The 25,402-nt window shown below is 36.4% G+C and carries 22 protein-coding genes; 15 read left to right on the forward strand and 7 right to left on the reverse strand.

What is annotated here, in order from left to right; all coding sequences use genetic code 11:
- Positions 1–39: 39 nt before the first annotated feature.
- Positions 40–1,338 carry an MFS transporter gene (locus D1Z92_RS00675; protein ID WP_128893714.1) on the reverse strand — a complete coding sequence of 433 codons (1,299 nt, stop codon included), beginning with the start codon at positions 1,336–1,338 and terminating at the stop codon, positions 40–42.
- Between the two features lie 390 nt (positions 1,339–1,728).
- Here D1Z92_RS00675 and D1Z92_RS00680 point away from each other — a divergent pair, with 390 nt between their 5' ends.
- Positions 1,729–2,343 (forward strand): TlpA family protein disulfide reductase, encoded by a 615-nt coding sequence (locus D1Z92_RS00680; protein ID WP_164931371.1) that lies wholly within the window; start codon positions 1,729–1,731, stop codon positions 2,341–2,343.
- Positions 2,344–2,524: 181 nt separating this feature from the next.
- On the opposite strand, the gene cimA is transcribed toward D1Z92_RS00680, so the two are convergent.
- A complete protein-coding gene (gene cimA, locus D1Z92_RS00685) occupies positions 2,525–4,141 on the reverse strand; it encodes a citramalate synthase (protein ID WP_128893716.1) in 1,617 nt (538 codons plus the stop codon).
- A gap of 300 nt (positions 4,142–4,441) precedes the next feature.
- Between cimA and queF the strand changes: the two genes are divergently transcribed.
- The 3 genes from queF (at position 4,442) to D1Z92_RS00700 (ending at position 6,708) form a co-directional block, all read left to right on the forward strand.
- Positions 4,442–4,810, forward strand: a complete 369-nt coding sequence (gene queF, locus D1Z92_RS00690) for a preQ(1) synthase (protein WP_128893717.1) — start codon at positions 4,442–4,444, stop codon at positions 4,808–4,810.
- A 190-nt stretch (positions 4,811–5,000) separates the two neighbouring features.
- Positions 5,001–6,314, forward strand: coding sequence for a DNA polymerase IV (locus tag D1Z92_RS00695; protein ID WP_276318848.1), 1,314 nt, complete (start codon positions 5,001–5,003; stop codon positions 6,312–6,314).
- A gap of 157 nt (positions 6,315–6,471) precedes the next feature.
- Positions 6,472–6,708 carry a ferredoxin gene (locus D1Z92_RS00700; RefSeq protein WP_128893719.1) on the forward strand — a complete coding sequence of 79 codons (237 nt, stop codon included), beginning with the start codon at positions 6,472–6,474 and terminating at the stop codon, positions 6,706–6,708.
- Between the two features lie 252 nt (positions 6,709–6,960).
- Here the strand turns inward: D1Z92_RS00700 and D1Z92_RS17155 are convergent, their stop codons facing one another.
- On the reverse strand, positions 6,961–7,107 hold the full coding sequence (locus D1Z92_RS17155) for a hypothetical protein (RefSeq protein ID WP_164931372.1): 147 nt from the start codon (positions 7,105–7,107) through the stop codon (positions 6,961–6,963).
- Positions 7,108–7,386: 279 nt separating this feature from the next.
- Between D1Z92_RS17155 and D1Z92_RS00705 the strand changes: the two genes are divergently transcribed.
- The 8 genes from D1Z92_RS00705 (at position 7,387) to D1Z92_RS17160 (ending at position 15,594) form a co-directional block, all read left to right on the forward strand.
- A complete protein-coding gene (locus D1Z92_RS00705) occupies positions 7,387–8,484 on the forward strand; it encodes a quinone-dependent dihydroorotate dehydrogenase (protein ID WP_128893720.1) in 1,098 nt (365 codons plus the stop codon).
- Between the two features lie 33 nt (positions 8,485–8,517).
- Positions 8,518–9,327 carry a GTP diphosphokinase gene (gene yjbM, locus D1Z92_RS00710; RefSeq protein ID WP_128893721.1) on the forward strand — a complete coding sequence of 270 codons (810 nt, stop codon included), beginning with the start codon at positions 8,518–8,520 and terminating at the stop codon, positions 9,325–9,327.
- Positions 9,327–9,731, forward strand: a complete 405-nt coding sequence (locus tag D1Z92_RS00715) for a DUF309 domain-containing protein (RefSeq protein WP_128893722.1) — start codon at positions 9,327–9,329, stop codon at positions 9,729–9,731. Before yjbM ends, D1Z92_RS00715 begins: the two co-directional genes overlap by 1 nt.
- Before the next feature lie 99 nt (positions 9,732–9,830).
- The gene (locus D1Z92_RS00720) at positions 9,831–10,661 is read left to right on the forward strand and encodes an HAD family hydrolase (protein ID WP_128893723.1); all 831 of its coding nucleotides are present in this window, start codon (positions 9,831–9,833) and stop codon (positions 10,659–10,661) included.
- Between the two features lie 287 nt (positions 10,662–10,948).
- Positions 10,949–11,629, forward strand: a complete 681-nt coding sequence (locus tag D1Z92_RS00725) for a 7-carboxy-7-deazaguanine synthase QueE (RefSeq protein ID WP_240666517.1) — start codon at positions 10,949–10,951, stop codon at positions 11,627–11,629.
- Positions 11,630–11,657: 28 nt separating this feature from the next.
- Positions 11,658–12,341 (forward strand): 7-cyano-7-deazaguanine synthase QueC, encoded by a 684-nt coding sequence (gene queC, locus D1Z92_RS00730; protein WP_128893725.1) that lies wholly within the window; start codon positions 11,658–11,660, stop codon positions 12,339–12,341.
- 182 nt (positions 12,342–12,523) lie between these two features.
- Positions 12,524–13,969: a SulP family inorganic anion transporter gene (locus D1Z92_RS00735; RefSeq protein WP_128893726.1), complete on the forward strand. Its 1,446-nt coding sequence runs from the start codon at positions 12,524–12,526 to the stop codon at positions 13,967–13,969.
- 200 nt (positions 13,970–14,169) lie between these two features.
- On the forward strand, positions 14,170–15,594 hold the full coding sequence (locus D1Z92_RS17160) for a hypothetical protein (RefSeq protein WP_164931373.1): 1,425 nt from the start codon (positions 14,170–14,172) through the stop codon (positions 15,592–15,594).
- 143 nt (positions 15,595–15,737) lie between these two features.
- On the opposite strand, the gene D1Z92_RS00740 is transcribed toward D1Z92_RS17160, so the two are convergent.
- Entirely contained in the window at positions 15,738–16,511 is a 774-nt protein-coding gene (locus D1Z92_RS00740) for an SDR family NAD(P)-dependent oxidoreductase (protein WP_128893727.1), read from the reverse strand.
- A gap of 511 nt (positions 16,512–17,022) precedes the next feature.
- Between D1Z92_RS00740 and D1Z92_RS00745 the strand changes: the two genes are divergently transcribed.
- The 3 genes from D1Z92_RS00745 to sph all read left to right on the forward strand — a co-directional run bounded on the left by D1Z92_RS00745 (position 17,023) and on the right by sph (position 23,644).
- The gene (locus D1Z92_RS00745) at positions 17,023–18,219 is read left to right on the forward strand and encodes a HesA/MoeB/ThiF family protein (RefSeq protein ID WP_128893728.1); all 1,197 of its coding nucleotides are present in this window, start codon (positions 17,023–17,025) and stop codon (positions 18,217–18,219) included.
- Positions 18,210–19,439, forward strand: coding sequence for a PqqD family protein (locus tag D1Z92_RS00750; RefSeq protein ID WP_128893729.1), 1,230 nt, complete (start codon positions 18,210–18,212; stop codon positions 19,437–19,439). Before D1Z92_RS00745 ends, D1Z92_RS00750 begins: the two co-directional genes overlap by 10 nt.
- Before the next feature lie 272 nt (positions 19,440–19,711).
- Entirely contained in the window at positions 19,712–23,644 is a 3,933-nt protein-coding gene (sph, locus tag D1Z92_RS00755; protein ID WP_128893730.1) for a sphingomyelin phosphodiesterase, read from the forward strand.
- Between the two features lie 214 nt (positions 23,645–23,858).
- Here the strand turns inward: sph and D1Z92_RS00760 are convergent, their stop codons facing one another.
- The 3 genes from D1Z92_RS00760 to D1Z92_RS00765 all read right to left on the reverse strand — a co-directional run bounded on the left by D1Z92_RS00760 (position 23,859) and on the right by D1Z92_RS00765 (position 25,338).
- Positions 23,859–24,446, reverse strand: a complete 588-nt coding sequence (locus tag D1Z92_RS00760; protein ID WP_128893731.1) for an IS607 family transposase — start codon at positions 24,444–24,446, stop codon at positions 23,859–23,861.
- Between the two features lie 249 nt (positions 24,447–24,695).
- Positions 24,696–24,866: a hypothetical protein gene (locus D1Z92_RS17165; protein WP_164931374.1), complete on the reverse strand. Its 171-nt coding sequence runs from the start codon at positions 24,864–24,866 to the stop codon at positions 24,696–24,698.
- A gap of 103 nt (positions 24,867–24,969) precedes the next feature.
- Positions 24,970–25,338 carry a helix-turn-helix domain-containing protein gene (locus D1Z92_RS00765; protein WP_128893732.1) on the reverse strand — a complete coding sequence of 123 codons (369 nt, stop codon included), beginning with the start codon at positions 25,336–25,338 and terminating at the stop codon, positions 24,970–24,972.
- Positions 25,339–25,402: the final 64 nt, after the last annotated feature.

Raw genomic sequence — 25,402 nt, forward strand, 5'->3', positions numbered from 1 at the left:
ATGCGTCTTTTTTTGGATCAAAGTGGATAAAAAGGTTTACTAAGATACTTTTTTACTAGGCTTAATGAAAAAGAATGTCATGATCAGTGTAGCAAAGGAAACAACAGAAACAAATATAAAGACGACTTGATGAGAGTATGACATCAACCAACCAATAAGCGGTGGTCCTGCAGCTACACCGAAAAATCTCAGGCTGCTATAAAGAGATGTAATCATACCTCTCTGTTGTCTATCCACAGCCCCTGTCACCATCGTATTTAGACATGGAAGCAATAAACCAGTACCTACACTGCTTATGGTTAACAAAGATATAAATACATACATGTTATCGTGAAAAAATATAGTGATAACGAGAGAGATACTAGCCATCAATAAACCCACATTGATGAGTATTCGCATTAACACACCATTTTTTTTAATCACACTCCCTGTAATATAAGAAGTGATAACCAGACCAAGTAATGGTATGGCTAATATAAAACCTTTGATCGTCCCTTCAAAATTGTATGGTTTCTTCTCCAAAATATCTGATAAATAGAACAGCACACCAAATAAAATAAATAAAGATAACGAACCCGCTATAAAACTTGGAATGAGCCATTTCCCTTTTTCCTTAAAAATGGATCCGATTTTTAGTACGTATTCTTTTATGGATTGCTTCTTTTTTTTCGACTTGTTCGGTTCTTTAATGAGCCAAATGGTTGCAAATATAGCTACGCAACAAAAAATAGGGAATGCAAAAAAAGGTGCATACCAAATAATAAGTGCAAGTAAAGATCCTAAAATAGGGCTCAGTACTTTGCCTGTCCCATTAGCAGCTTCAATTAACCCCAATGCTTTACTTTCTGTACCTCCTTTGTATAAATCTCCAACAAGAGCCATGGCAATGGGAGCCGTACCTGCTGCACCGAGTCCTTGAACAATACGGCTAATAAAAATGACGGTATACGACTGCCATAGCGCGCCTAAACCAGCCACAATACCAGCACTGCCATAGATGATGAGGCAAGGGATAATAATTGCCTTTCTGGAATAACGATCAGACAAGTATCCTAATACTGGAATGAATATGGCAGCAGTCACAGAAAACAACGTAATGACTAAACTTGTTTGTAATTGAGTGAGGGAAAGCTCCTCTTTCATCTTAGGTAAGATCGGAATGAGCATGGAATTACCTAACACAAGCACGATAGGAATAGAGGAAAAAGCGAGAAAAGTTAGCCATTGGTTCGATTTTTTTGTTGATTTCTTCTTGGATTCATGTTGGTTGCTATGCTGTTCCTCCGTAATCTCACTTGTGAATATGATATCTAGCTTTTTATTTTTGGATGTAAACATGTGATGTCCTCTCTTACTAATGTTCATGGGTGATGAGATGTACATATCAAGTCAATGTTTAGCTATGCATGTCTTCAGTTAATAAAGTATAATAAATAAGTTGAATGAACTTGTTGAATGAACTTTGTTCAAGCAACTTATTACCGCTAACCATAAGATGAAGAAATTGCAATATTAAGACCTTTACGCCTGGCAACTGAGGCGTAAACATAAGATGAAGAAAGTAAGTGTTGTTGACATATTTTCACCAATAAGATTGCATGCCATGCTTTAAATGATATGGCAATATTTAGAAATAAGTTGAATGAACTTGTTCAAGCAACTTATTACCGCTAACCATAAGATGAAGAAATTTCGGTTTGTACTTACCTGATGAAAGAGAGTGATAGTTTGAATATTCGTCGAAATACAATGGTTATAATTTCCCTTATCCTCATTGCTGGTTTATTAGGCTATACCGTGTATCAAAATGTTATCTTGCCTAGAAATGCTTCTCCTGAAATTGGGAAAGCTGCTCCTGATTTCGAATTAAATGGCTTGGATAATACAGTATACACATTAGATTCAAGGGACAATAAATTGTTAATAATTAACTTTTGGGCAACGTGGTGTAGGCCTTGTAGAAATGAAATGCCAGAGCTTATTCAGTTATATGAGGAATATAATGATGAATTAGAAATATTTGCGATCAATGCGACAACATTAGATACGGTATACAACGTAGAATCTTTTGTAGAGGAATTTGAACTTCCTTTTCCAGTATTGCTAGATGAGTTAGAGGAAGAGAAGGAAGGATTCTTAGGTATGTTACAATCTGTATTAGGTGATGAAAATGGAAATGAAAGTATTGCACTGTCTACATACGATATCAATGCGTTTCCCACCACATTTGTGATCGATTATGAAGGTGTGATTAGACAAATATATATAGGTGAAATTTCTTCTGAAATGATGAAGAATCAATTGGAACCTAAAATTGTAGAGTTAATAAACGAGAAGAAATAAGCAGAAGAAATATGAAGCAATGTGAACATGTAAGAGCGTGAGTAGGAAGTACCAGAAAAGCACTCCTCCCTTAGCAAGCGGAGCAGTGCTTTTTTATATAGACATCATAGTTTTTAGCTAAAAGCTCAACATGAACCTATGTGTTTTATTCGACAATATTACCTGCCCTGTAGGCTGTTGTTTAGTGATTGTTGATGCCTTTTTCTGACGTATCTGTCATGGATACCGTAGGCATGGATTGTCCAATGAGTGCATAACGGAGACTGTCGATGAGTGCGCGCCAACTTGCATCGATGACATTGCTCGATACTCCTACGGTACTCCACGTATTTTTTCCATCCGTCGATTCTACTAACACTCTAACTTTTGCTGCTGTAGCATCGGTTTCGTTAATGACACGTACTTTATAGTCAGTAAGATGCACATTTTTTATATGCGGAAAATATTGAATTAATGATTTCCTTAGCGCATTATCTAATGCATTGACAGGCCCGTTGCCGTCTGCGACAGTATACACTTCTTGTTCATCTACTTTTAATTTTACAACTGCTTCGGAATGAACAGATTTATCCGTCGTCTTACCAACGTTCACTTTAAAGGATTGTACGCTAAACATTTTTTCTACCGTTCCCGATGCTTGTCTCAACATTAGCTCTAAAGAAGCATCCGCGCCTTCAAATTGATAACCTTGATGCTCTAATTGTTTTATTTCTTGTATGATGTGTTTCGTTTTTTCATTTTTCATATCTAATTCAAGTCCAAGTTCCTCTGCCTTGAACACCAGATTACTTTGACCTGCTAATTCTGAAACAAGCACACGCTGTCTATTTCCTACTTTAGCGGGTTCAATATGTTCATATGTCTTCGGATGTCTTAATATAGCGGAGACATGAATGCCCCCTTTGTGCGCAAATGCAGATGATCCAACAAACGGTTGATTCAATGGCATATGCATATTGGCAATTTCACTAACAAAACGAGCGGTGCTGCTCAGTTTTTGTAATTGGGTTGTCTGTATACATTCATATTCTAACTTCACTTGTAAATTAGGGATGACAGAGCACAGGTTTGCGTTTCCACAACGTTCCCCGTAGCCATTGATCGTGCCTTGTACTTGTGTTGCGCCTGCTTTTACGGCTGCGATACTGTTGGCTACTGCAAGCTCACAATCATTATGAGTATGAATACCTACTGGGGATGTCATTTGGTTTGTTACATAACTGACAATTTCGGTAATTTCGCCAGGCATGGTGCCACCATTGGTATCACATAGTACAATCCAATCTGCTCCACCCTTTTCCGCTGCTTTAATGGTCTCCATGGCGTAGTGGGCGTTATGTTTGTAACCGTCAAAGAAGTGCTCTGCTAAATAAATAACTTCCAATTGATTTGCTTTTAAGTATTGAACGGAATCTTCAATCATACGAACGTTTTCTTCCAAACTAGTTTGCAATGCTTTCTCCACATGAAAATCCCATGACTTCCCGAAGATACTAGCAACGGATACACCAGATGCAATGACGGCCTGTAGATTTTGATCTTCATGTGCTGCTATGTGTTTCTTGCGAGTACTGCTAAAGGCTGTAATTTTGGCATGTTTAAGTTGAAGTTGTTGAACCTGCTTAAAGAACTCACCATCTTTACTGTTGCTTCCTGGCCATCCACCTTCAATGTAATGAATACCTAACTCGTCTAATTTTTTCGTAATTTTCAATTTATCTTCTACAGAAAGACTAACTCCTTCTCCTTGAGTCCCGTCTCTTAATGTGGTGTCAAAAATTTTGATTTGTTTGTTCATATGATTTCCCCCTACTGTCAGTATGGCATCCGAAATATGGTTACCGCGTTTATCCGCATGGTTTGCAATATTATAGCATTAACATGCAAGGTTGTGGTTATTTTTTTATGTAAATTTGCTGTTACTGTTTATTTTCGTTCTAACCCTCTTGACCGTAGACGATTACACAGGTATCATTTTATTGTCATATTGATTAAGGATACTCAATACATATATTTGATGTGAATTAATGAGTATGCAACTTAACTGAATAAAACGTTGCGATGTAATCTCAACGTAAAAAGTAATGGGGGAATAACAATGACAACAAAACCAAGTAAAACGATGGACCCGGTACCTAATCCGCATCCTGATCGTGAATACGAGATAGAAATTGAAACACCAGAATTTACAGCACTTTGCCCAGTAACAGGTCAACCAGATTTTGCAACAATTACATTTAAATATGTTCCTGGTCCTTATATTGTGGAATTGAAATCATTGAAATTGTATATGTGGAGTTTCCGTGATGAAGGTCACTATCATGAAGATGTAACAAATAGAATGTTGAAAGATTTCGTCAACATTATTAAACCAAAAAAACTAAAAGTAACGGGTAAATTTAACGTTCGCGGTGGAGTGTACACTACCGTAACAGCAGAATACGATCAAGAAAAAGAACAAGCGTAAGTTTTTTTACCTTGTAAATGTTCCATTGTATGGATCAACGTATAAAACAGTAGCATATAGTTATGCTGCTGTTTTTTATGCTTTATTGACAGGAACGTGTGTGCGAATGTATGCTAAAATATAGTATATGATGGAAAAAATGATTTGGGGACAATCATCAGCATATGTGCATCGTAAGGGAGGTATAGCAGTGGCCGATAACAGTAAATTCTATCCGACTAAAGGACGAGTTATTCTACATATTGATATGAATGCGTTTTATTGCTCTGTACATGAAGCGGAAGAGCCTGAAAAATATAAAGGAAAACCTTCGGCCGTTTCTGGAAGTGTGGAGAAGCGCAAAGGAATCATCGTGACTTGTTCTTATCCAGCTCGAAAAAGAGGAGTGAAGACGGGTATGCACGTCATAGAGGCATTGAAAATATGCCCTGATTTAATGATGATTTCTCCTGACTTTCAGATATATAAAAAGTACTCTCAACAATTCGTTGCCATCTGCTATAACTACTCTCCTCTCGTTCAAGTGATGTCTATTGATGAATGTTTTGTAGATATTACTGGCTCAAAACAGTTTGGTACCCCACTGCAAATTGCAGAGACCATTCAGAACAGGGTGAGGGATGAGCTTTCATTGCCTTGTTCCATTGGAGTTGCTCCCAATAAACTGCTAGCTAAAATGGGCTCAGACATGAAAAAGCCAAACGGAATTACGGTATTGCGTAAAAGAGATGTCCCTCACGTATTTTGGGATAAGCACTGTGCTTTTTTATATGGAATTGGAGACAAAACAGCATCGAAGTTAGAAAAGCTTGGGATACACACACTTGGTCAATTAGCACATAGTGATCTTGATTTTTTGACGAAGCATTTCGGTGTTGTAGGAAAAGCACTCCTTGACGCTGCCAATGGTTTAGATGATAGCCCTGTAGTGGAAGAAAGACAGAGTAATAAATCGATAGGACATGCGACAACATTGCCAGTAAATTTTAGCGATATAGGTGATATTAAAAGAGTGTTTCTCAACCTCGCTGATCAAGTGTCCCGTAGGTTACGCAAACAGCAATTGTTATGCTCGACAGTACAAATTACAATACGCGATCCAGATATGAAAACAATTACCCGTTCTACGACGCTAAATACGCCCACAGAGGATCGTAAAAATATTTTTGAAACGGCAATGGACCTATTTGAAAAACATTGGCCTGAGCATAAACCTGTGCGTTTGCTCGGTTTGACGTTACAAAAATTAGCTGAGAAAAAAAGTACACCGATTCAATTGGATTTATTTGATTATGATGAACAAGATGGGGAAGAAGTTTTAACCGAAACGATGGATAAATTGAGAGATAAATTCGGAGAAAATGCGATCATTACTGCTGGTATGCTGGGTGATGACCCCTCTGTTATGCTGCGTGATAAAAAGCGTAGAGGAACTTCGTTGCAAAAAGATGATTTATCTATAGAACACTGGGAAGCAAGCAACCGTGATGATGTTAAGGAATAAGATAAAGAGCGTAAGCGTTGTTCATCATGTTCACAAAGTTACTTTTCAAGAAAAAAGTTACGAAAATATTTGAAGTTTTACATGAATTATATTATATTTGAATTGTAATATTAATTCCATTTCCAGAATTGGTTAAATAGATTTAGGAGGATTCGACATGGCAAAGTTTACTTGGGTAGATAAAGAGACATGCATCGCATGTGGAGCATGCGGAGCTACAGCACCTGATATTTATGATTATGATGATGAGGGTCTTGCAGAAACCATCTATGATGGCGATGATAACAAAGGGGTTAGTGAAATCCCAGAAGATTTATTTGATGATATGCAGGATGCAGTGGACGGCTGCCCTACAGATTCCATCAAAGTTGCAGATGAGCCTTTCGAAAACTAATATATCATCTATATAACATGTTGCCCGGTGTGTGCGCCGGGTTTACTATTACATTATAAATGATATTGATAATCTTTATCAACATGTTTTTTCAGTCTTCACATTCTGCTTACAAACCCACATGTTTTGGTTCGTATATGGAATGGTGTATCCACATTGTCGATCATCTATAATATAAGATGGTGTACTTCCTCATTGAAGTACACCTTTGTTATGCATATTATCCTTATCTTATATATCAAAGCAAAATCTCTATATATCAAGAATAAGCAAAATGCTGATAAGAACGACAATAAAACCAAAAGCAGAAGCTATCCATGTAATGGCTTTTTTATTTGTTTCTCCTTCGGTATGACGCTTTTGTGCACGTTCGTAATAATTTAATTTCTTTTTACTCATCGTAAACACCTCTCTATATTGTGTTTTCCATTCATCTTTGACTCAATATGATGACTTCATTTGAAATGACTAACCTTTTTCTTGAACCTATTTTTGTGGTTTATACCATTCCAGTGGTTTATATCATTCCAATGGTTGTACCAAAATTATATCATGGAAAATGTGAAGTTTGTAAATTTTCATACGAATTTTTGCTTCAAAAAATACAAATGGACTCATGCTTTCTTTTTCTACAGATAACATTTAAAATAATCAGAGGGGTGGAAGGAGCGAAGCGTCATGACATATACAAAAATAGTGAAACCAATACTGTTCAAAATGGATCCAGAAAAAGCGCATCATCTTACGATAAAAGGAATGAAGGTAGCACATCAAGTTCCCGGTATGCTTTCGATATTACGTGCATTATATCGAACAGCACCAAATTTATCATTACAGCAAAATATTGCAGGTGTTACATTTGATAATCCAATCGGGTTAGCTGCTGGATTAGATAAAAATGCAGAGGCAGTGCCTTCTTTTTCTTCTTTAGGATTTGGTTTTATGGAAGTGGGCACGGTGACACCAAAAGCTCAGCCTGGTAATGAGAAGCCAAGGATGTTTAGATTGCCTGATGATAAAGCATTAATTAATCGCATGGGGTTTAACAATGTTGGTGCAGAAGCACTTCGTCAAAATTTAAGTGTAATGAAGCAGAGAAACATTCCTATCGCGATTAATTTAGGAAAAAATAAAAACACAGCAAATGAGCATGCAGAAGAAGATTATGTGCAAGGTTTGCGTATACTTTATACATATGGAGACTTTTTTGTTATCAATATTAGTTCCCCTAACACACCGGATTTACGTCATTTACAGTTCGGGGAAGCATTACACAAATTGCTTGATGCAGTAACAAAAGAACGGGATAAGCTACAGGCAGAAAGTAAGGATCATAAAAAGCCTATTTTCGTTAAAATAGCACCAGATGTGAATGCATCTGAACTAAAAGAAATATTACAAGTGATCTGTTTATATGACATAGCGGGAATGGTAGTGAGTAATACCACGATTGCCAGAAACAATGTGACACATTCACATGCTTCCGAAACAGGTGGGCTTAGTGGTTATCCGTTAAAAAATACAAGTACAACGCTTATTCGCGATGTATATAAAATCACGGAAGGTAAACTGCCGATAATAGGAAGTGGAGGTATATTTACCGGTGAAGATGCATACGAGAAAATCCGTGCTGGTGCTTCACTAGTAGAAATTTATACAGCACTCATTTATGAGGGCCCCAAGTTAATAAGTAAATTGAATAAACAACTATCTTCTTTGTTAGAAAGAGATGGATTTCATCACATTTCTGAAGCAATAGGGGTTGATGTTGAATAAATTATTTTAGTGGCTTGAAAAGGGGAGAATGAGATGGATCATAGAGATTGGGGAAAGTTTTTAATTCCATATGAGCAAGCGGTTGAGGAACTGAAAGTCAAATTTAAATCACTCAGATCCGAAATGCACAAACGTCATCAAATATCTCCAATAGAATTTGTTACTGGGCGGGTCAAAAAGGTGTCCAGTATTTTAGAAAAAGCAAACCTTCTCAAAGTACCAATGGAAAAGTTGGAAGAGGGGATTGAAGATATCGCAGGCATTCGCATTATGTGCCAATTCGTTGAAGATATCGAAATCGTGGCAGAAAAAATTAGAAGTCGTGAAGATATGGAAATACTTTACGAAAAAGATTACGTTCGCAATACGAAATCAAGCGGGTATCGCAGTTACCATATTATTATTAAGTATCCCGTCATGACAGCGTTAGGTAAAAAAATTATATTAGCAGAGATTCAAGTAAGGACGCTATCGATGAACTTCTGGGCGACCATTGAGCATTCCTTGCGTTATAAATATAAGGAAAGTTTACCTTCCACACTCCAAGCGCGTTTGCGACGTGCTGCAGAAGCTGCATTTAGTCTGGATGAAGAAATGTCTAGTATACGAGAAGAAATAACAGAAGCACAAAAATTTTTTGAAAATAAATCTCACGTTGTTTCCACTGTATTAAATGGCATTCAAGAGCTGTATTACTTTAACCAAGTGGAACAGGCAGATATGTTCCAAAAACAATTTAACGACTTATGGAATAAAGAAGATCTATACGGACTTAGAAAGTTATCTATAAAAATTCAAACGGAACTAGCACAAAATAAAACACCGTTAAAAGGGCTTGAATAATGAGCGCATATGATCCACTATACGTTGCTTTCTTATACTACTTTAATGTAGAGCGGGACTTTTATGAATGTCATGAGGTCATGGAAGAATTATGGTTGGAAGAAGGAAGAGAACCAGTATATCAAGGATTGTTGCAAATCGCAGTAGCGCTTCACCATCATAGTTACGGCAATATTACAGGAGCAATAAAATTGATGGAAGCGGGAATATTAAAGTGTGAAAGTGAACACGAAATTAAGCTAGGTATAGATCTAGTTCAACTGTTGCAACGTTCTAGACAATATCTTATACAATTGCAGAGAGATGATGAATTTTTGTTTCAACCATATAAAATAGAAATAGTGGATCTTGAATTAGAAAACGTAGTATCAGCCTTTCAGCCTAAGCATAGCAATAGCAACTAAAAACATTTGAATAGATATATAAATGATGATCGGTATATGAGTGATAGACGTAGATGTTGAAATAATACTTGTTGTAGGAGACAAAGGAGAGACCTATACATGAATATAAAATGTGTTGCATTAGACGTAGATGGCACATTGCTAGATGACGATCACCAATGTTCATCGGAAAATATAGCAGCAATTAGAGAAGCGCACGATAAAGGAATAGAAATCGTACTATGTACAGGTAGAAGTCCTGACAGTACATACCCCATTTTAAAAAATGATATCGGAATACAAGGTACATTAATTACACATAATGGTGCACTAACGACAGACGAACATTTGAAAATTGTAGACGAATGTGGATTTACCATTGAAACGGTAACACAATTAGTAGCATATTGCCGTGAACATGCTGTGCAATGGGACGTCAATACAGCATCAGATATTTTTTGTGAGCACGTTAGCGATGAAGGCGCAGAAATGTATAAAAAATTCTTCTTAGAACCAAAACGTATCGACAATGTGTTTGAGTTAAAAGATGCTACAATATTGAAGTTTTGCTGTTATGGTACCATTTCAGAAATGGATCAGTTGGAAAAACAATTCGCAAGTCTTCATCTCGATAAGCTGGGATTGCGCATGATTCGCAGTGGGGATTTTTTCATTGATGTTATTCATTCCGATGTAGGCAAAGGGCATGCGCTAAAACAATTTGTGGAGCAAAAAGGGATCAAAGCGGAAGAAGTGCTGGCTATGGGGAATTATTATAATGATCTAGATATGCTTCAATTTGCAGGTCTAGGCATAGCGGTTGACAACGCACCAGAAGAAGTCAAGTTATCCGCGAACGAAGTAACAGTGAGCAATAATGACAATGCGGTTCATACCGTACTTCATCAATACATTCTTGGTAATGAAGTGCAAGCGGGGAAAGAAAAATAAAGGGACAACGTTACATTTGTCTCTTTTATGTATATGTGTTTTCTAGGGGGAATAAGTTGGTTGAACACATTCATTCAACTTATCCCTAGTGGTAGATCGTATGGAAATATTTCACTGGTGATATGTGTATAATAAATTGTTTATATCATTGTTTACAGTAAGTTATACATGCTATAATGCTAACTTAGAAGTCTCATGAACAGAGATGAGTGCTCATTGATGTAAGAGAAATGATAGCGAAGTGGACTATTATTGTTCATCATATTGGTGAGAGTTGGAGGCATGTAATGAAAGACATAAAAATTCCAATGGTTGAAATTTTTGAGACGGTGGAAGGCGAAGGTACACGCGCTGGTTTTCCTACCGTTTTTGTTCGTGTTTTTGGATGCAACATCAGATGTAAGTGGTGTGATACGAAATATAGTTACCCGCCACATCATGCTGAACATATGTTGTCCATAACCGAAATAGTAGAACAGGTTCAAGGCTACCAATCTAAGCATATTTGTTTAACTGGTGGTGAACCGCTTATGTACGGAAATAAATCACTTGCTTTAATTCACGCTTTATCTGAAATAGAAGGATTGCAAGATTTACATATTGAAACGAACGGTGCAATTGATCTACAACCTTTTATTAGTCAAGTCAATTCCTCTGTCGTACGGTTTGTCATGGACTATAAGCTTCCGTCTTCTGGCGAAAATGATAAAATGCTACATGGTAATTTATCGTTGTTACGAAAACAAGATGAATCTAAATTTGTGATTGGAAGTTTAGAAGATTTCCATTTTGCATTAAATATATTAAAAGAATATCCAACAGAGGCACTATCATTGTTTAGTCCTGTGTGGGAAACGATGCCACCAAAACGATTGGTGGAACTGATGCTGGAACACGGTTTACATGATGTGAAATTGAGTTTGCAGCTGCACAAAATCATATGGGACCCGCAATTGCGCGGTGTGTAAAAATAAAAATATTACGGGAGGTTACACCATGAAAAAAGCAGTCATTATTTTAAGTGGAGGACTAGACAGCACAACGTGTATGGGTATTGCGCAAGATGAAGGATATGCATTGTACCCTATTACTTTTCACTACGGACAGCGACATGATAGAGAGATTGAAGATGCTAAAAGAGTAGCAGCACATTACGGAGTTAGCGATCGTCATCGATTGATTTCATTAGACTTTTTACAGCAATTCGGAGGCAGTGCACTAACGGATCATTCCATCGATGTGCCAACGGTTGTAGGAGATGAAATGGAAGGACAAATCCCGGTTACTTATGTACCAGGTAGAAATTTATTATTTTTATCAATTGCAGCATCATATGCTGAGACATTGCAAGCAGATGCGATCTATATTGGAGTGAATGCACTGGATTATAGTGGTTACCCAGATTGCCGACCGGCTTTTATAGAACAAATGCAAAAAGTTATTGCAGCCGGAACGAAAGTCGGGGTAGAAGGAAAAGAAGTGAAGATCGAGACGCCGCTTATTTACTGGTCCAAAGCGGATATCGTGAAACGCGGATTAGAACTTCATGTTCCATATGAGCTCACTACTTCTTGTTATAATGGTGGGGAAGAAGCTTGCGGGGAATGTGATAGTTGTCGTTTGCGCTTAAAAGGATTTGCAGAAGCTGGATCAAGCGATCCCATACCATATAAAAAGTAATACAATGATGAATAAGGTAGTAATAGAGAGCTGGAAGTCGAAAAAGAGATGATTCTAATAGAATTATCTCTTTTTTGGTAGAATATTATTATTTTTTTTTCCTCCTAACCTGTGTATAATAATGACTTGTCTGTGTCAGAACGGTGACAACATGTGAATATACCAGAAAGTGAGGAGAGTACATGAACGCAACCTACCAAAAGGAATGGTTTTCTAATACAAAGAATGATATGTTATCAGGAATTACGGTTGCACTTGCATTAATACCAGAAGCGATTGCTTTTTCTATTATTGCTGGTGTAAACCCCATGGTCGGTTTATATGCTTCATTCTGTATTGCTGTGATCATTGCTTTTGTTGGAGGAAGACCTGGGATGATATCCGCAGCAACAGGTGCCATGGCATTATTAATGATTACATTAGTAAAAGATCATGGAATAGAATATTTATTTGCAGCAACGGTTTTAACGGGTATACTACAATTTTTGATGGGTGTATTCAAGTTAGGTAAGTTTATTACATTCGTGCCGCAATCGGTGATGCTCGGTTTTGTTAATGCATTAGCCATTCTTATTTTTATGGCTCAGCTCGTTCATTTTGAGGGCGCATCATGGGTGATGTATGCCATGGTCGTTGGTACGTTAGTCATTATATACGGCTTGCCTAAAATTACTAAAGCAGTTCCGTCCGCCTTAGTAGCGATTATTTTTATGACCATTATTACGTTAACTTTTGGCATCGAGACGAGAACAGTAGGAAATTTAGGTGAAATTTCGAATGAATTACCTTTTTTCAGTTTGCCAGTGGTTCCATTTACATTAGAAACGCTATGGATTATTTTACCGTATGCTTTTCCATTGGCTTTGGTCGGTATCATTGAATCGTTGTTAACTGCTACAATCGTAGATGAAATGACAGAAACGAAAAGTGATAAAAATAAAGAAATTAAAGGACAAGGTGCAGCCAACATCGTAACGGGATTTTTTGGTGGAATGGCAGGCTGTGCTATGATTGGACAATCTGTTATTAATGTAAAATCAGGTGGTCGTGGTAGACTTTCCAGTTTTACAGCAGGTGTATTTTTATTGTTTTTAATTATGGTTTTGAACGATGTTGTGATGCAAATTCCAATGGCAGCATTGGTTGGTGTGATGATTATGGTTTCGATTGGTACATTTGATTGGCAGTCTGTGTTTAAAATACATCGTATGCCGCGTGCCGATGCGCTCGTTATGATTTCTACTGTGTCTATCGTGGTTGTGACGCATGATTTGGCTAAAGGGGTTATTTTCGGGGTCGTGCTTAGCGCACTTATCTTCGGTTGGAAAATGAGCCGAATACGTTTGAAGAGTAGTATGGAGGAAGGTACGAAGCATTATACCGTTTCTGGACAACTATTTTTTGGAACGACAACGTATTTTATAGATCAGTTTGATTTCCGTGAAGATCCGGATACTATAGTCATCAATTTCACGCACTCTCATGTTTGGGATCACTCCGCAGTGAATGCCGTTGCGAAAGTGATAGCAAAGTATGAACAACTAGACAAAAAAGTGCAAATTATAGGCTTAAATGAAGAAAGTAAAATGCTTATTGATCGTGTTGGATTGACAGTGTCTGGTCATTAATTGTTGCTAACAATGCAACCATCATAACAATTTAAATATCATTGTCATGATGATAATACAATACAATGTGTTGAAAACTACAGCTATTTCGCTGTAGTTTTTTTATGTGTGATTCTACTTATTTTGTTTACTACATATTTATGATAAAGGGTAAATGGTTTGTGATTAAAGGTGTTTCATCAAAGCGATGGGGTGACTTAATGAGTAATATACATCATCTACCTGTTCCAGTTTGGAATGAACTGATGGTTAATGTGTCATTAACAGATTTTAATTTGTATCAAGCATCCATTCAAAACATTGAACATGGAGCCTGGTGTGTATTTTTTGAAGATAAGTATAGTCGCTCATCTTTGAAACAAGTTGTTCGTACTGAACCAGGTGATGAAATAGACGTGCTATTTCATGTTGGAAAACAAGGCGAAGGTATCGCGCCGATGATTACATACAGCGTATATTTTATCAATGAAAAGCACCAATTTATAAACTATGGAATGAATGAGGTCATTCATCCAGAACAATTACCTAATATAGAACGGGGAAACTATCATGTCATATCAGCTAGAAGTCATCCTGCCCCAAAGTCTGCTGTGATGGGTGTGTTGAATATAAATAAAGTTCCAACAGAAAATGCAAAAACAATTATTATTAAGAAAAAGTTAAATCAAGTTCATCATATGAAAGTAAAACAGAAAGAACAACATAATATTTATTTTGAAAACATACAAGAAATCCGACATTCACTTCGAAGTATATTGAATCAAAGCAGTAACTTAAAAGATGTACTACATGAAAACGACAAAAAACCGAATGAAATGAAAGAGATGATACAAGAAGAAATCAAAAAAGTTACACAAAAAGGATTCAAAGCACTGAAAGAAAATAAAGTAACTGAAGGTGAAGTAACAGAATTAAAGTCAATGAAACCAAAAGAAGTAGAAGAAATAAAAGAAGCAAAAGTAACAGAAATAAGTCCCATCATAGAAGAAGTAAAGGCAGAAGAAAGAAGCGACAATACGGAAGGTGAACGATTACATGCAGCAAAAGAAGTCAAAGCAAGCTACATTGTAGAGAATGAAGGAAGGAAAGTAAAACAGGAAGAAGAAGTGAAAGAAGCCAGACAGGAAGAAGTAGTAAACGACGTTATACAAAAAGATAAGCAATACCATCTAGCTAGTGAAGAACCAACGCATGTAATAAAGCGAGAGCGTGTAGCAGAGGATGCGCTAGCAGAAGCAAACCAGCCTCAAGTGGATAAAGATAATATTTCTTTTATACAACAGTTGATAAAAGAGCAGTATACATCGTATGAGATGGCTTTTTCAAACTCCATGATCTACGTTTCCTCTTATGAGCTAAACAAAGATACAATCAGAATACAAGGATATATTGATATTTTTCAAAAAGAAAAACTAGTATCCACGAACAAAGAAAAGATGGTCATCATGACGTATTTTGTGGATGACGTTACCCCAGTAATGGATGTGCAGTGGTATCAGAACTTAAATTTTAAAAGTATTATACCGATCTCTACAGCGGTAACACCAGAAAGTATTACGATCACTGCTACCATTATTTTTGATCAAAATGTGCTCTTCCCACAGCCTACAACCATTTATTTATAAATAAGTTGTTCATGCAACTTATTACCTCTAAACATAAGATAAAGAAAATTCAATATGAAGACCTTTACGCCTGGCAACTGAGGCGTAAACATTTCCATCATTTCTTTATCTTAAATATAAGTTGTTCATGCAACTTATTTGGTTTATTTCTTTTTTTGTGATTTTGCAATTTTACCTGAAATGATGGTCACTAATTTTCTAGGCAAAAATCGAGGGGATACGGTTAACAAAACATTTTTTGCACCGTCAACGACAACCGGCTTCCCTTTTTCAACTGCAGCAAGTGCGGCGTTAACGACTTGCAATGGCGTACGGGAATGCTTTGGCGTTGGGTCTCCTACTGAAGTAAAGAAATTGGTTTTTGTTGATCCCGGACAAATGGCAGTGACTTGTATTCCCTTCTTCTTATATTCCGCCCATAAACTTTCAGAGAAGGATAGAACGAAGGCTTTCGTTGCAGCGTACACACTCATAATAGGGACAGGCTGAAAGGCAACAACAGAAGCAACGTTGATGATGGTTCCTTCCCCTTTTTGGACCATAGCGGGTAGTAGTAAATGCGTAAGGTCTACTACAGCAGTAACATTCACCATAACTTGCTCATGATCTTTTTCCATCTCATTGCTGATAAACTCTCCCGTTGTACCAAATCCGGCATTATTAATGAGCATATCAATATGAATCTCTTTTTCTTTTAACTCGTTTACAATGATATTAGAGGCATACTCTTTGCTGAGGTCAGCAGTAATGACTGTGGTTTTTATGTGATAGGTTTTACTTAATTGATCCGCTAATTGCTGTAAAGATGTTTTGTTTCTCGCTGTAAGGACAAGGTTCATTCCTTTTTTTGCTAGACTTTCTGCAAATTGCTCTCCTATTCCAGATGAAGCTCCTGTGATGAGCGCTGCTTTTGACATTATAGATCATCCTATCTTTTCTTATTCACTTCATATATATCATAATAATAGAGTGTAGAAATCATCCCTCTAGTTGTTAAGTTCTTGGTAAAAAAGTGCGAACTACACATATTGTAATGGAATCAATAGGGAGCGTCAATTTTATTTATGGTAAAACATAATTAAATAATCATACAAAAAAATAAGTAAAACTTTTTAAATAATCAACTAATTATTAACTATATACTATAAATTTTAACTTTTAAATATACATATTATAGGATATAATGAATTCATTCTATATAGAATATTGTAAAAATAATACAAAAATTAGGAGGTGTAAATAATGAAAATTAATATCAAGAAAGTAGAAAGCACAAAAGTAACAAAAGTATGTTGCCCATGGTGCGCTAACTAATCTAGTTCATTTTCTAGTAAATCTAACAGAGGACGAAATCGTCCTCTGTTAGAACATGTTTGAAAAACGACATAGTACTTGGAAATTATAGTTTAATAAGAGGGGGAATGATCATTGTTACATAGGCCAATGTTTAATCCGTTATATCCAATCAAACAGAATGATGAAAATATATTATCTATTGGTCAGGACAGTAAGTTGTATGAATTAGAAGATAAAGATGGTGCCATCTTTACATTGCTTACGATGCTGGATGGAAGTAAAACTACATCCCAACTCCATGATGGTTTGCGTAAGAAGTTTCCTCATGTAACGTTAGAAGATATCCAGCAAGTGATACAAGCCTTGAATGAACTAGGTTTCATCATAGACCTCAGTATAAAAGAAACTTCCTCTCTCTCCTCATATGAACAAGAACGATTTAAAGCAAATATACATTTCTTTTCTCATTTCAGTGAACAATTAGCCATTGTAAACGAACATGCTATGACCTCACAAGAAAAACTATGCTCCTCCACTGTAACTATTATTGGTATGGGGGGATTTGGCTCAAGTGTGCTATTTAATTTAGCAGGACTTGGCATTAAAAAGGTGAGAATAGTAGACTTCGATACGGTTTCGCTTAGTAATTTAAATCGACAATTTTTGTTTAATGAAAAAGATATAGGAAAGAAGAAAATTAATGTAGCGCAAACATTTATGCAAGATTTTTATTCTAATATGCAAATCGAAGCAGTAGATAAGCAAATCAATCATCCCGAGGTAGCAGAAGAAGTGATTGTAGGAAGTGATGTTGTTGTTCTTGCAGCAGATCAACCAACTATTTTGTTACAGAGATGGGTAAACAGCGCTTGTGTAAATCAAGGTATTCCTTTTATTGGCGGGGGAATAGCAATTGATCATGGACAAATTTCGACAGTCATTCCAAAGCAGACAGGATGCGTTGACTGTATGCACTTGCATCGATTACAAAATATGAGTATTTATCGCCAACATATTCAAAGTTCTATTGAAACTCCGTTTACACCTCCCAATATGGCTACACCTTCTAATCTTATGATGGTAGCTGGTATGATAGGGTCAGAGTTGACAAAATTATTAACTGGCATTGCACCATTACAATCGAATGGAAAAGTCATTTATTTTAATCTTCTTACATTTAAAACGGAAATAATAGGGGATTGGCCACGAATGATTTCATGCCCTACATGTGGTGACCAACCAGATTCTTCTTTTAAAGAGCAACTACAATCTTTATTTACAGATCAACAGTACACTTTTATGAAGAAAGAGGAATTAGGATGGAATTAACCAGTACAAGCGTGGTAGAGTTGCACACATTAATAAAAAAAAGAGAGAGTGATGAAGAATTTCTAGTTGGTCGAGCGGATACAGGCGTGTATATGATTCTACCTTCATTTGCACTTAAAATATTAGACTTACTAGATAGTGGAGTAAATATAAAACAAGCAAGTATACTGGCTGAAAAAGAAATGGGGGAACCAGTTGATGTATTAGATTTTGTTCAACAAATAATGCAAGAATATGAATTCGTGCATAAAGTGGATGGAAAAGTCGTTAGCGAGAAACAGGAAGAGAGAGGACAATTTTCATGGATTCCTTCCAAATGGGGGCAGATTGCTTTTCATCCAATTTCCAATATGTTTTATGTACTTTTATTTATCATTGGTATCGTAATTTGCGTGATGAATCCTGGGTACTTTCCGAGTTTCAATGATATTATACCATCCACATCACTTAGTATTTCCTTTGTTTCTATCGTTATCATTGGATGGATGCTACTTTTTATTCATGAGTTTGCTCATTTATTAGCTGCACTATCCTTAAATGTCCAAAGCAAAATAGGTGTAGGACATAGATTGGTTTTCCCAGTAGCGGAAACAGATATTTCAAATATTGTAACTGTACCAAGAAAACAAAGATACAAAGTTTTTTTAGCTGGAATGCTGTGGGATGGTGCAATGTTTGGAATCGGCATTGTTGTATTGCTTATGCATCATTCAGGTATGATGCCATTACACGAATCGCTGATTCCCTTTGTACGATTTTTTAATTTATCTCAGCTGCTCAGCATTGCTTTTCAATTTATGTTTTTCATGGAAACAGATATATATTATGTTTTTTCTAATTTCTTTAAATGTAACAATCTATTACAAAATACTAGACTGACATTACGAAATAAAATAAAACGTTTAGAACCTAGTCAATTAGAGGTGCTACAACATATTGCACCGCGAGAGAAAAAAATAATTACATGGTACATTTGGTTTTATATGATGGGATGTGGCATTGCAATCAGCTTGTTCTTTATGTTCACTCTCCCACAAAGTTTACGAGTCATCTCGATGACTTTTGAAAAAATGAACCAGAACACTATTTATTCTGCTGCTTTTCTAGACGGTGTATTGTTTATTTGTATTATTCTCATTCCATTTGCTGTCCTACTTTACTCATGGATAACAACCTGGAATACAAATAGAAAATTCAAAATGAAAAATTTCCAACCATAACATGACCTAATATTGGCATGTTATTTTTTTGTTTTGCTATTCAATGTTCCTAAAGATTACAATTAAAATATTTTAATACTAAATTTACGCAAAAGGGATGAAATTAAAGAGTATAGTTAGTATGATAATAGAGTAAGAAAAAGTTGTAGAATCAACAAAACCTTATCCAGACATCATTTATTTTTTTTATTGAAAGGAGATGCTGCAGACGATCAAGATGAAACAGAAAAAACAGAGCATTCTAATCATACAAAGACATAGGAGGAAATTAAATGTTTGTAAAGTCGAAAAAGAAAATATCTTTATTTCTAGCAATAACAATGATGATCAGCCTTGTATTTAGTGCTATGGGACCTGTGGTGGCAGACACAGAGCAATTAGTGCAAAGTGCAGTGGAGACATTTGATAATTTGACAGATATCTCAGGTTCAACGTACGTAGATGGATCATTTACTGGTAATAACGGCGTGACATGGTCCTATTATGCTAGTCGAGATGAAGGGTCTTACGGTATTGATGGCGATGGATTGATGCTGCGAAATCAAGACGCAGGCAGCAAAATCGTGTCAAATCCTATTCCAGCTGGAATTTCAAGTTTCTCAGTGGATTTAAAGAAAGCGTTTACAGGAGCTGGAAATAGACAAGTTGAATTGTTTATCAATGGCCAATCTTACGGCGTTTCGGAAGCATTCGATGATACAAATACGTATACATTTACGGTTTCAAATATCGATGTTGCTGGCGACGTTATGATTGAAATTCGTAATGTTTCCAAAAAACAAATCGTGATAGATAACATAAGCTGGACTAGCTTTTCCGGGGAAGTAACACAAGTGAGTCCTATACAAGCAGATCCTCCATCTGGTGCTGTGGAGTCTGGAGCAGAAGTGACATTGTACAGTTCCACGGTGGGAGCAGCGGTGTACTACACGATGGATGGAAGCGATCCTAGTGACATGGGACAGTTATTCACGACACCTATCGTAATTGAAGACGAGGTAGAAATTAAAGCAATTGGGCTGAAAGAAGGATTAGATGCTAGTGAAGTATCTTCTTTCACTTATACTATCAAGAAACCACTTGAAGTCATCTCCATTGCAGATGCTAGATTAAGTGATGAAAACAGCGAAGTAAAAATAGAAGGTATCGTTACTGCTACTTTTGACGTTAGTGGTGCGACGAATGTGTATGTACAAGATGAAACTGCAGCGATTGTATTACGTGGTAAAGATTTAAATCTTTCCATTGGGGATCAAATTCAAGCAGTTGGTACCCTAAAGTCGTTTTTCGGTATGGAGCAGCTTTCAACAGAACCAAGTCAAGTTACTTTTATTCAAAATGGATCTGCACCAGATGCGGTAGTGATTACTTCTACTGATTTGTCAGTTGCAACAGGGGAACTCGTAGAAGGGGAATTAGTGCAAGTAAACGAGGTTACCATCGATAGTGTTGATAATTTTGGTAATGTTATCGCTTCTGATGCAAACGGTACATTGAAATTAAGACCAGAACAAACTAGCTTACTTGAAATTGGACAAACATATGAATCTATTAAAGGTGTAGTAGAGTACAATTTTAACGAGTACAAAATAGTTCCAAGATCACTCGATGATATCGTAGGTGGAGGATCTGGTGGAGATCCAATAGAAGGATTGAACATTCATCATATTCAAGGGGCTTCTCATACGTCTCCTTATGTAGATCAATTAGTAAAAGAAGTACCTGGAATCGTTACTTTCATCACAGGTTCTGGTTTTTACATGGAATCAATGCAATCCGATAGTGATGAGAGAACATCCGAAGGTATTTATGTCTTTAAAAAAGATGCTAGTGTGAACATTGGTGATGAAGTTCTCGTAGACGGAAAGGTGACAGAGTTTAAAGAAGGAGGCTTCCCTGATGCGAATGACTTATTGACAACACAGCTCATTGGATTTAATGTCAGCGTACAAAGCACTGGTAATGAGTTGCCAGCAGCGATTACACTTGGGGAAGATAGAATCGTTCCAACGAAAATTATAGACAATGATGGCTTTGCTGCATTTGATCCAGCAGAAGATGGTATCGATTTTTACGAGAGTTTAGAGGGAATGCGTATTGTGATTCCATCCGCAACGGTGGTTGCTCCTACTAAATATGACGAAATTGCAGTGATAAATGAAGGTTCAGTAGATGCGGATCGTACGTCATTTGGTGGAATTTTAATTTCAGAACAAGATTATAATCCAGAAAAAATGTTGATAGATGTAGACGGTTTCGGTGATATCCAAGCAAAGGTTGGGGACACTTTTACAGCGCCCATTACGGCAGTGGTAGGTTACAACTACAGCAACTACAAATTTATCCCTACTTCATTACCAACATTAAATGATGGGGGTGCTGTACAAGAAGTCACTACGATTGAGAAAAATGATGAGCAACTAACGATTGCGGCTTACAATGTAGAGAATTTCTCAGCTACTACAAAACAAGCAAAAATCGACGGTATTGCACAATCTATCGTGTCACATTTACAAGCACCAGATATTATTGGTTTAGTAGAAGTGCAGGACAATGATGGTAAAAACGATTCAGGAGTATCTGACGCTAGCGAAAGCTATCAAGCATTGGTCAATGCGATAGAGGCAGCTGGTGGGCCAAGCTATAGCTATGTAGATATTGCTCCAGAAGATAAGCAAGATGGCGGACAGCCAGGTGGTAACATCCGTGTTGGCTTTATTTATAATGAAGATCGCGTATCGTTAATGGAAAAGGAAAAAGGAGATGCAACGACAGCTGTTTCCTATGATGAAAATGGATTGACACTTAACCCAGGTCGCATTGATCCTACGAACGAAGCTTTTGCAGAGTCAAGAAAATCTCTAGCTGCTGCATTTGATTTCCAAGGGGAAGAAGTCATTGTAATTGCAAATCATTTCAATTCCAAACGTGGTGATGATGCTTTATTCGGAAGTAAGCAGCCTGTTGAACTAGGTAGTGAAACACAGAGACTGGCAATGGCCAATGTGGTCAATACATTTATACAACAAGTACAAGACGTTAACGAAGATGCAAATATTGTGGTGCTCGGAGATCTTAATGATTTTGAATTCTCAAATCCGCTAAATGTGTTAAAAGGGGAACAGTTAACGAATATGATCGATTTACTCCCTAAGGAAGAGCGATATACGTATATTTATCAAGGGAATGCACAAGTGTTAGATCATGTTTTGGTAAGTAACAACTTAGCGGATCAAGCCCAAGTGGATGTCGTCAACATTAATACACCTTTTGGTGAAGATAACGGTGGAGTGAGTGATCACGATCCTGTGCTTGTACAATTAGACCTCACTTCAAAGCAAGATACGTCGCTATCTATTTTACAACATAACGTGTACTTTTTAGAAAACACGCTAGTATGGTGGAAGCAGGGCTTACGTGCAAATTATATGCTAGATTCACAATATATCCAACAACATGATGTTGTCATTTTGAATGAGCTTTATGATAACTACAACTCTAATACGTTCTTAAAACAATTAAAAGATCAATATCCTTATCAAACGAAAGTATTAGGTCGTTCTATGCGTGGATGGGATGAAACGACAGGTAATTACTCCATTTTTGCACAAGAAGATGGTGGTGTCTCCATTGTGAGTAAATATCCGATAGAAGAAAAAGTACAGCACATATTTACCGTTGAATGCGGCACAGAAAAAAGAACTAGCAAAGGATTTGTATACGCTAAAATCAATAAAGATGGACAGTATTATCATGTAATTGGTACTCAATTGCAGCAGAGCGATAAGGGATGTTGGTTTAGTGATGCAGAAGAAATAAGAGCAGCACAAATGGAGGAAATTCGCAGCTTTATTGATGAAAGACAAATACCTTTAGAAGAAGTAGTGTTTATTGGCGGAGACTTCGGAGTAGATAGAAGTAATACACAAGAATACAACAATATGGTGGAAACGCTAGAAGTGAATAGTCCTGACTTCACAGGTCATGAATTCACGTATGACCCAACAACGAATGGCATTGCTGGTAAAAATGAGCCGAGAGCTGAAGGAAAATATGTGGATTATATTTTCGTAGAAAGGAACCATGCACAGCTTGATGACTGGACTAATGATGTCATGAAAGTAAAATCACCTACTTGGAAATATTGGTTTAAGCAGTACAACGATTATTCCGATCACTATCCTGTTGCAGGTTATACACAATAAATCAAGAACCTACAAGTTTTGGATGCATGTTTACATGCATCCATTCCTACAGCATGTATCGTTCATGATAATGATATAAAGACCGTCTTAGGGCGGTCTTTTGCATTATAAAAAAAGAAAACAGAAAATGGCCATCGATAGGATAGATGACCTAAATGGTTGCTATATGCTACTCACATAAATGACATACACTTTGCTAAAAAAATGTTTAGACTCAAGTTAAGCTGACAGCTTTTTTAATTTTCTTATTTTTTAATTCATCAGATAATTGTGTGATGACATGCTTAATGTCATGTTCAATATCCTGTTCAATAAAATGTTTCGTATTATCAATGACTTCAATTTCGGTACCGCATTTACTAAATACGTATTGCAACCAATCAAATCCCATAGGTAGTAATCTTTCTTTGTGCAATACTACTATTTTCTCCACTTTTCCAGCAATGACTAAATCAATAAGTTCCATTTGTCCGTTGTAATCATTGTGGAGGCCGCTACCGATATCTGTTATAATTTCGAATTGATATCCTTTCGCTACCATATAGGAAGTAACGTCTGATATTTGTTGATGAAGCTGCTCCTCAGATCCTTTGTTGAGCACGCGGCAATAACCGATAACTTTTTTAGTTTTTGATGTATGTCTTTGAAATATTTGATCTAATTGTTCTTGTGAGTAATAGCGATGACCACCCTCAGAAATATGGTGTGGTTTTAACTTTCCTTGTTTATCCCATAATCTAAGTGTTGAAATGCTCTTCCCAGACAGTTTTGCAAATTGACCGATATTATAATAATCATTCATTTATGTCACCTCTATAATGAATATCGGAAAAATCATTCCATTTTTTTATACGGATTTCTACATTATGTCGTATAATCTTTCAAAGGATACAACATTGTCACTTCTTTTAGCTATATTTAGCCTAAATAGCTAGGAATAACTTAGAAAAATATAAATATCTCATAAATAGAAATAGATGGTTTTGAAACGTGTTAAAAGACCCCCTCACTTTTTAAAAAAATAAGGGGGTGTTAATTACATTTTATTCTTTTAGTCTGCATGTACATGTTTCTCCATACGTTTATGTTTGTGATTGTTCCATTTTGCATGTAGGTTGATAAAAAACGTTTGCACTTTTTTTTGTTTCTTTTCCTCATGATTCAAGTTTTCTTTTTGAATACTTTCCCATGCTTGCCTGCGGTATTTTGATTCGAAAATCATATCAATTCCCCCAGTGGAAATAAAATTTGTGTAAGCGCTTTCTACTTATATTATAACAAATATAAGCATGACAACACAAGTTTTACACCGTGAAACGGATACTTTATTTTTTCTGATTTCTTTGCCAAAATAATGCGGTAAGTACGCGATCTATCCACTCTTTATCATCATTTGTAAGCTCGATTCCATCAAACACAATATCGTTATCTCTTAAAAAACGACGTAAATGAACGGGAGCTTTCCGCTGTTTTGGTTGCCCTGTATCGATATAACCGGCCACATTCATTAGCTCTGAATAAGAAATATTTAAACCATCGGATAATTTTTTTAATATGTCAGGGGAAGGAATACTTCGATTTCCGTTTTCTAGTTGAGATATGTATGCAGATGAAACACCAGAACGATCAGAAACCTCTCGAATCGTATACCCTTTTAATTTCCTTATATCTTTTAATTTTTCATAAAAGTTCATGATTTGCCACCAACTATTCCAGAGATGTAATCAAAAGTAAACAATAGTTACCAATTGCATTGTA

Origin of the sequence: Longirhabdus pacifica, from assembly GCF_004115085.1 — a bacterium.
Classification (GTDB): domain Bacteria; phylum Bacillota; class Bacilli; order Paenibacillales; family DSM-105158; genus Longirhabdus; species Longirhabdus pacifica.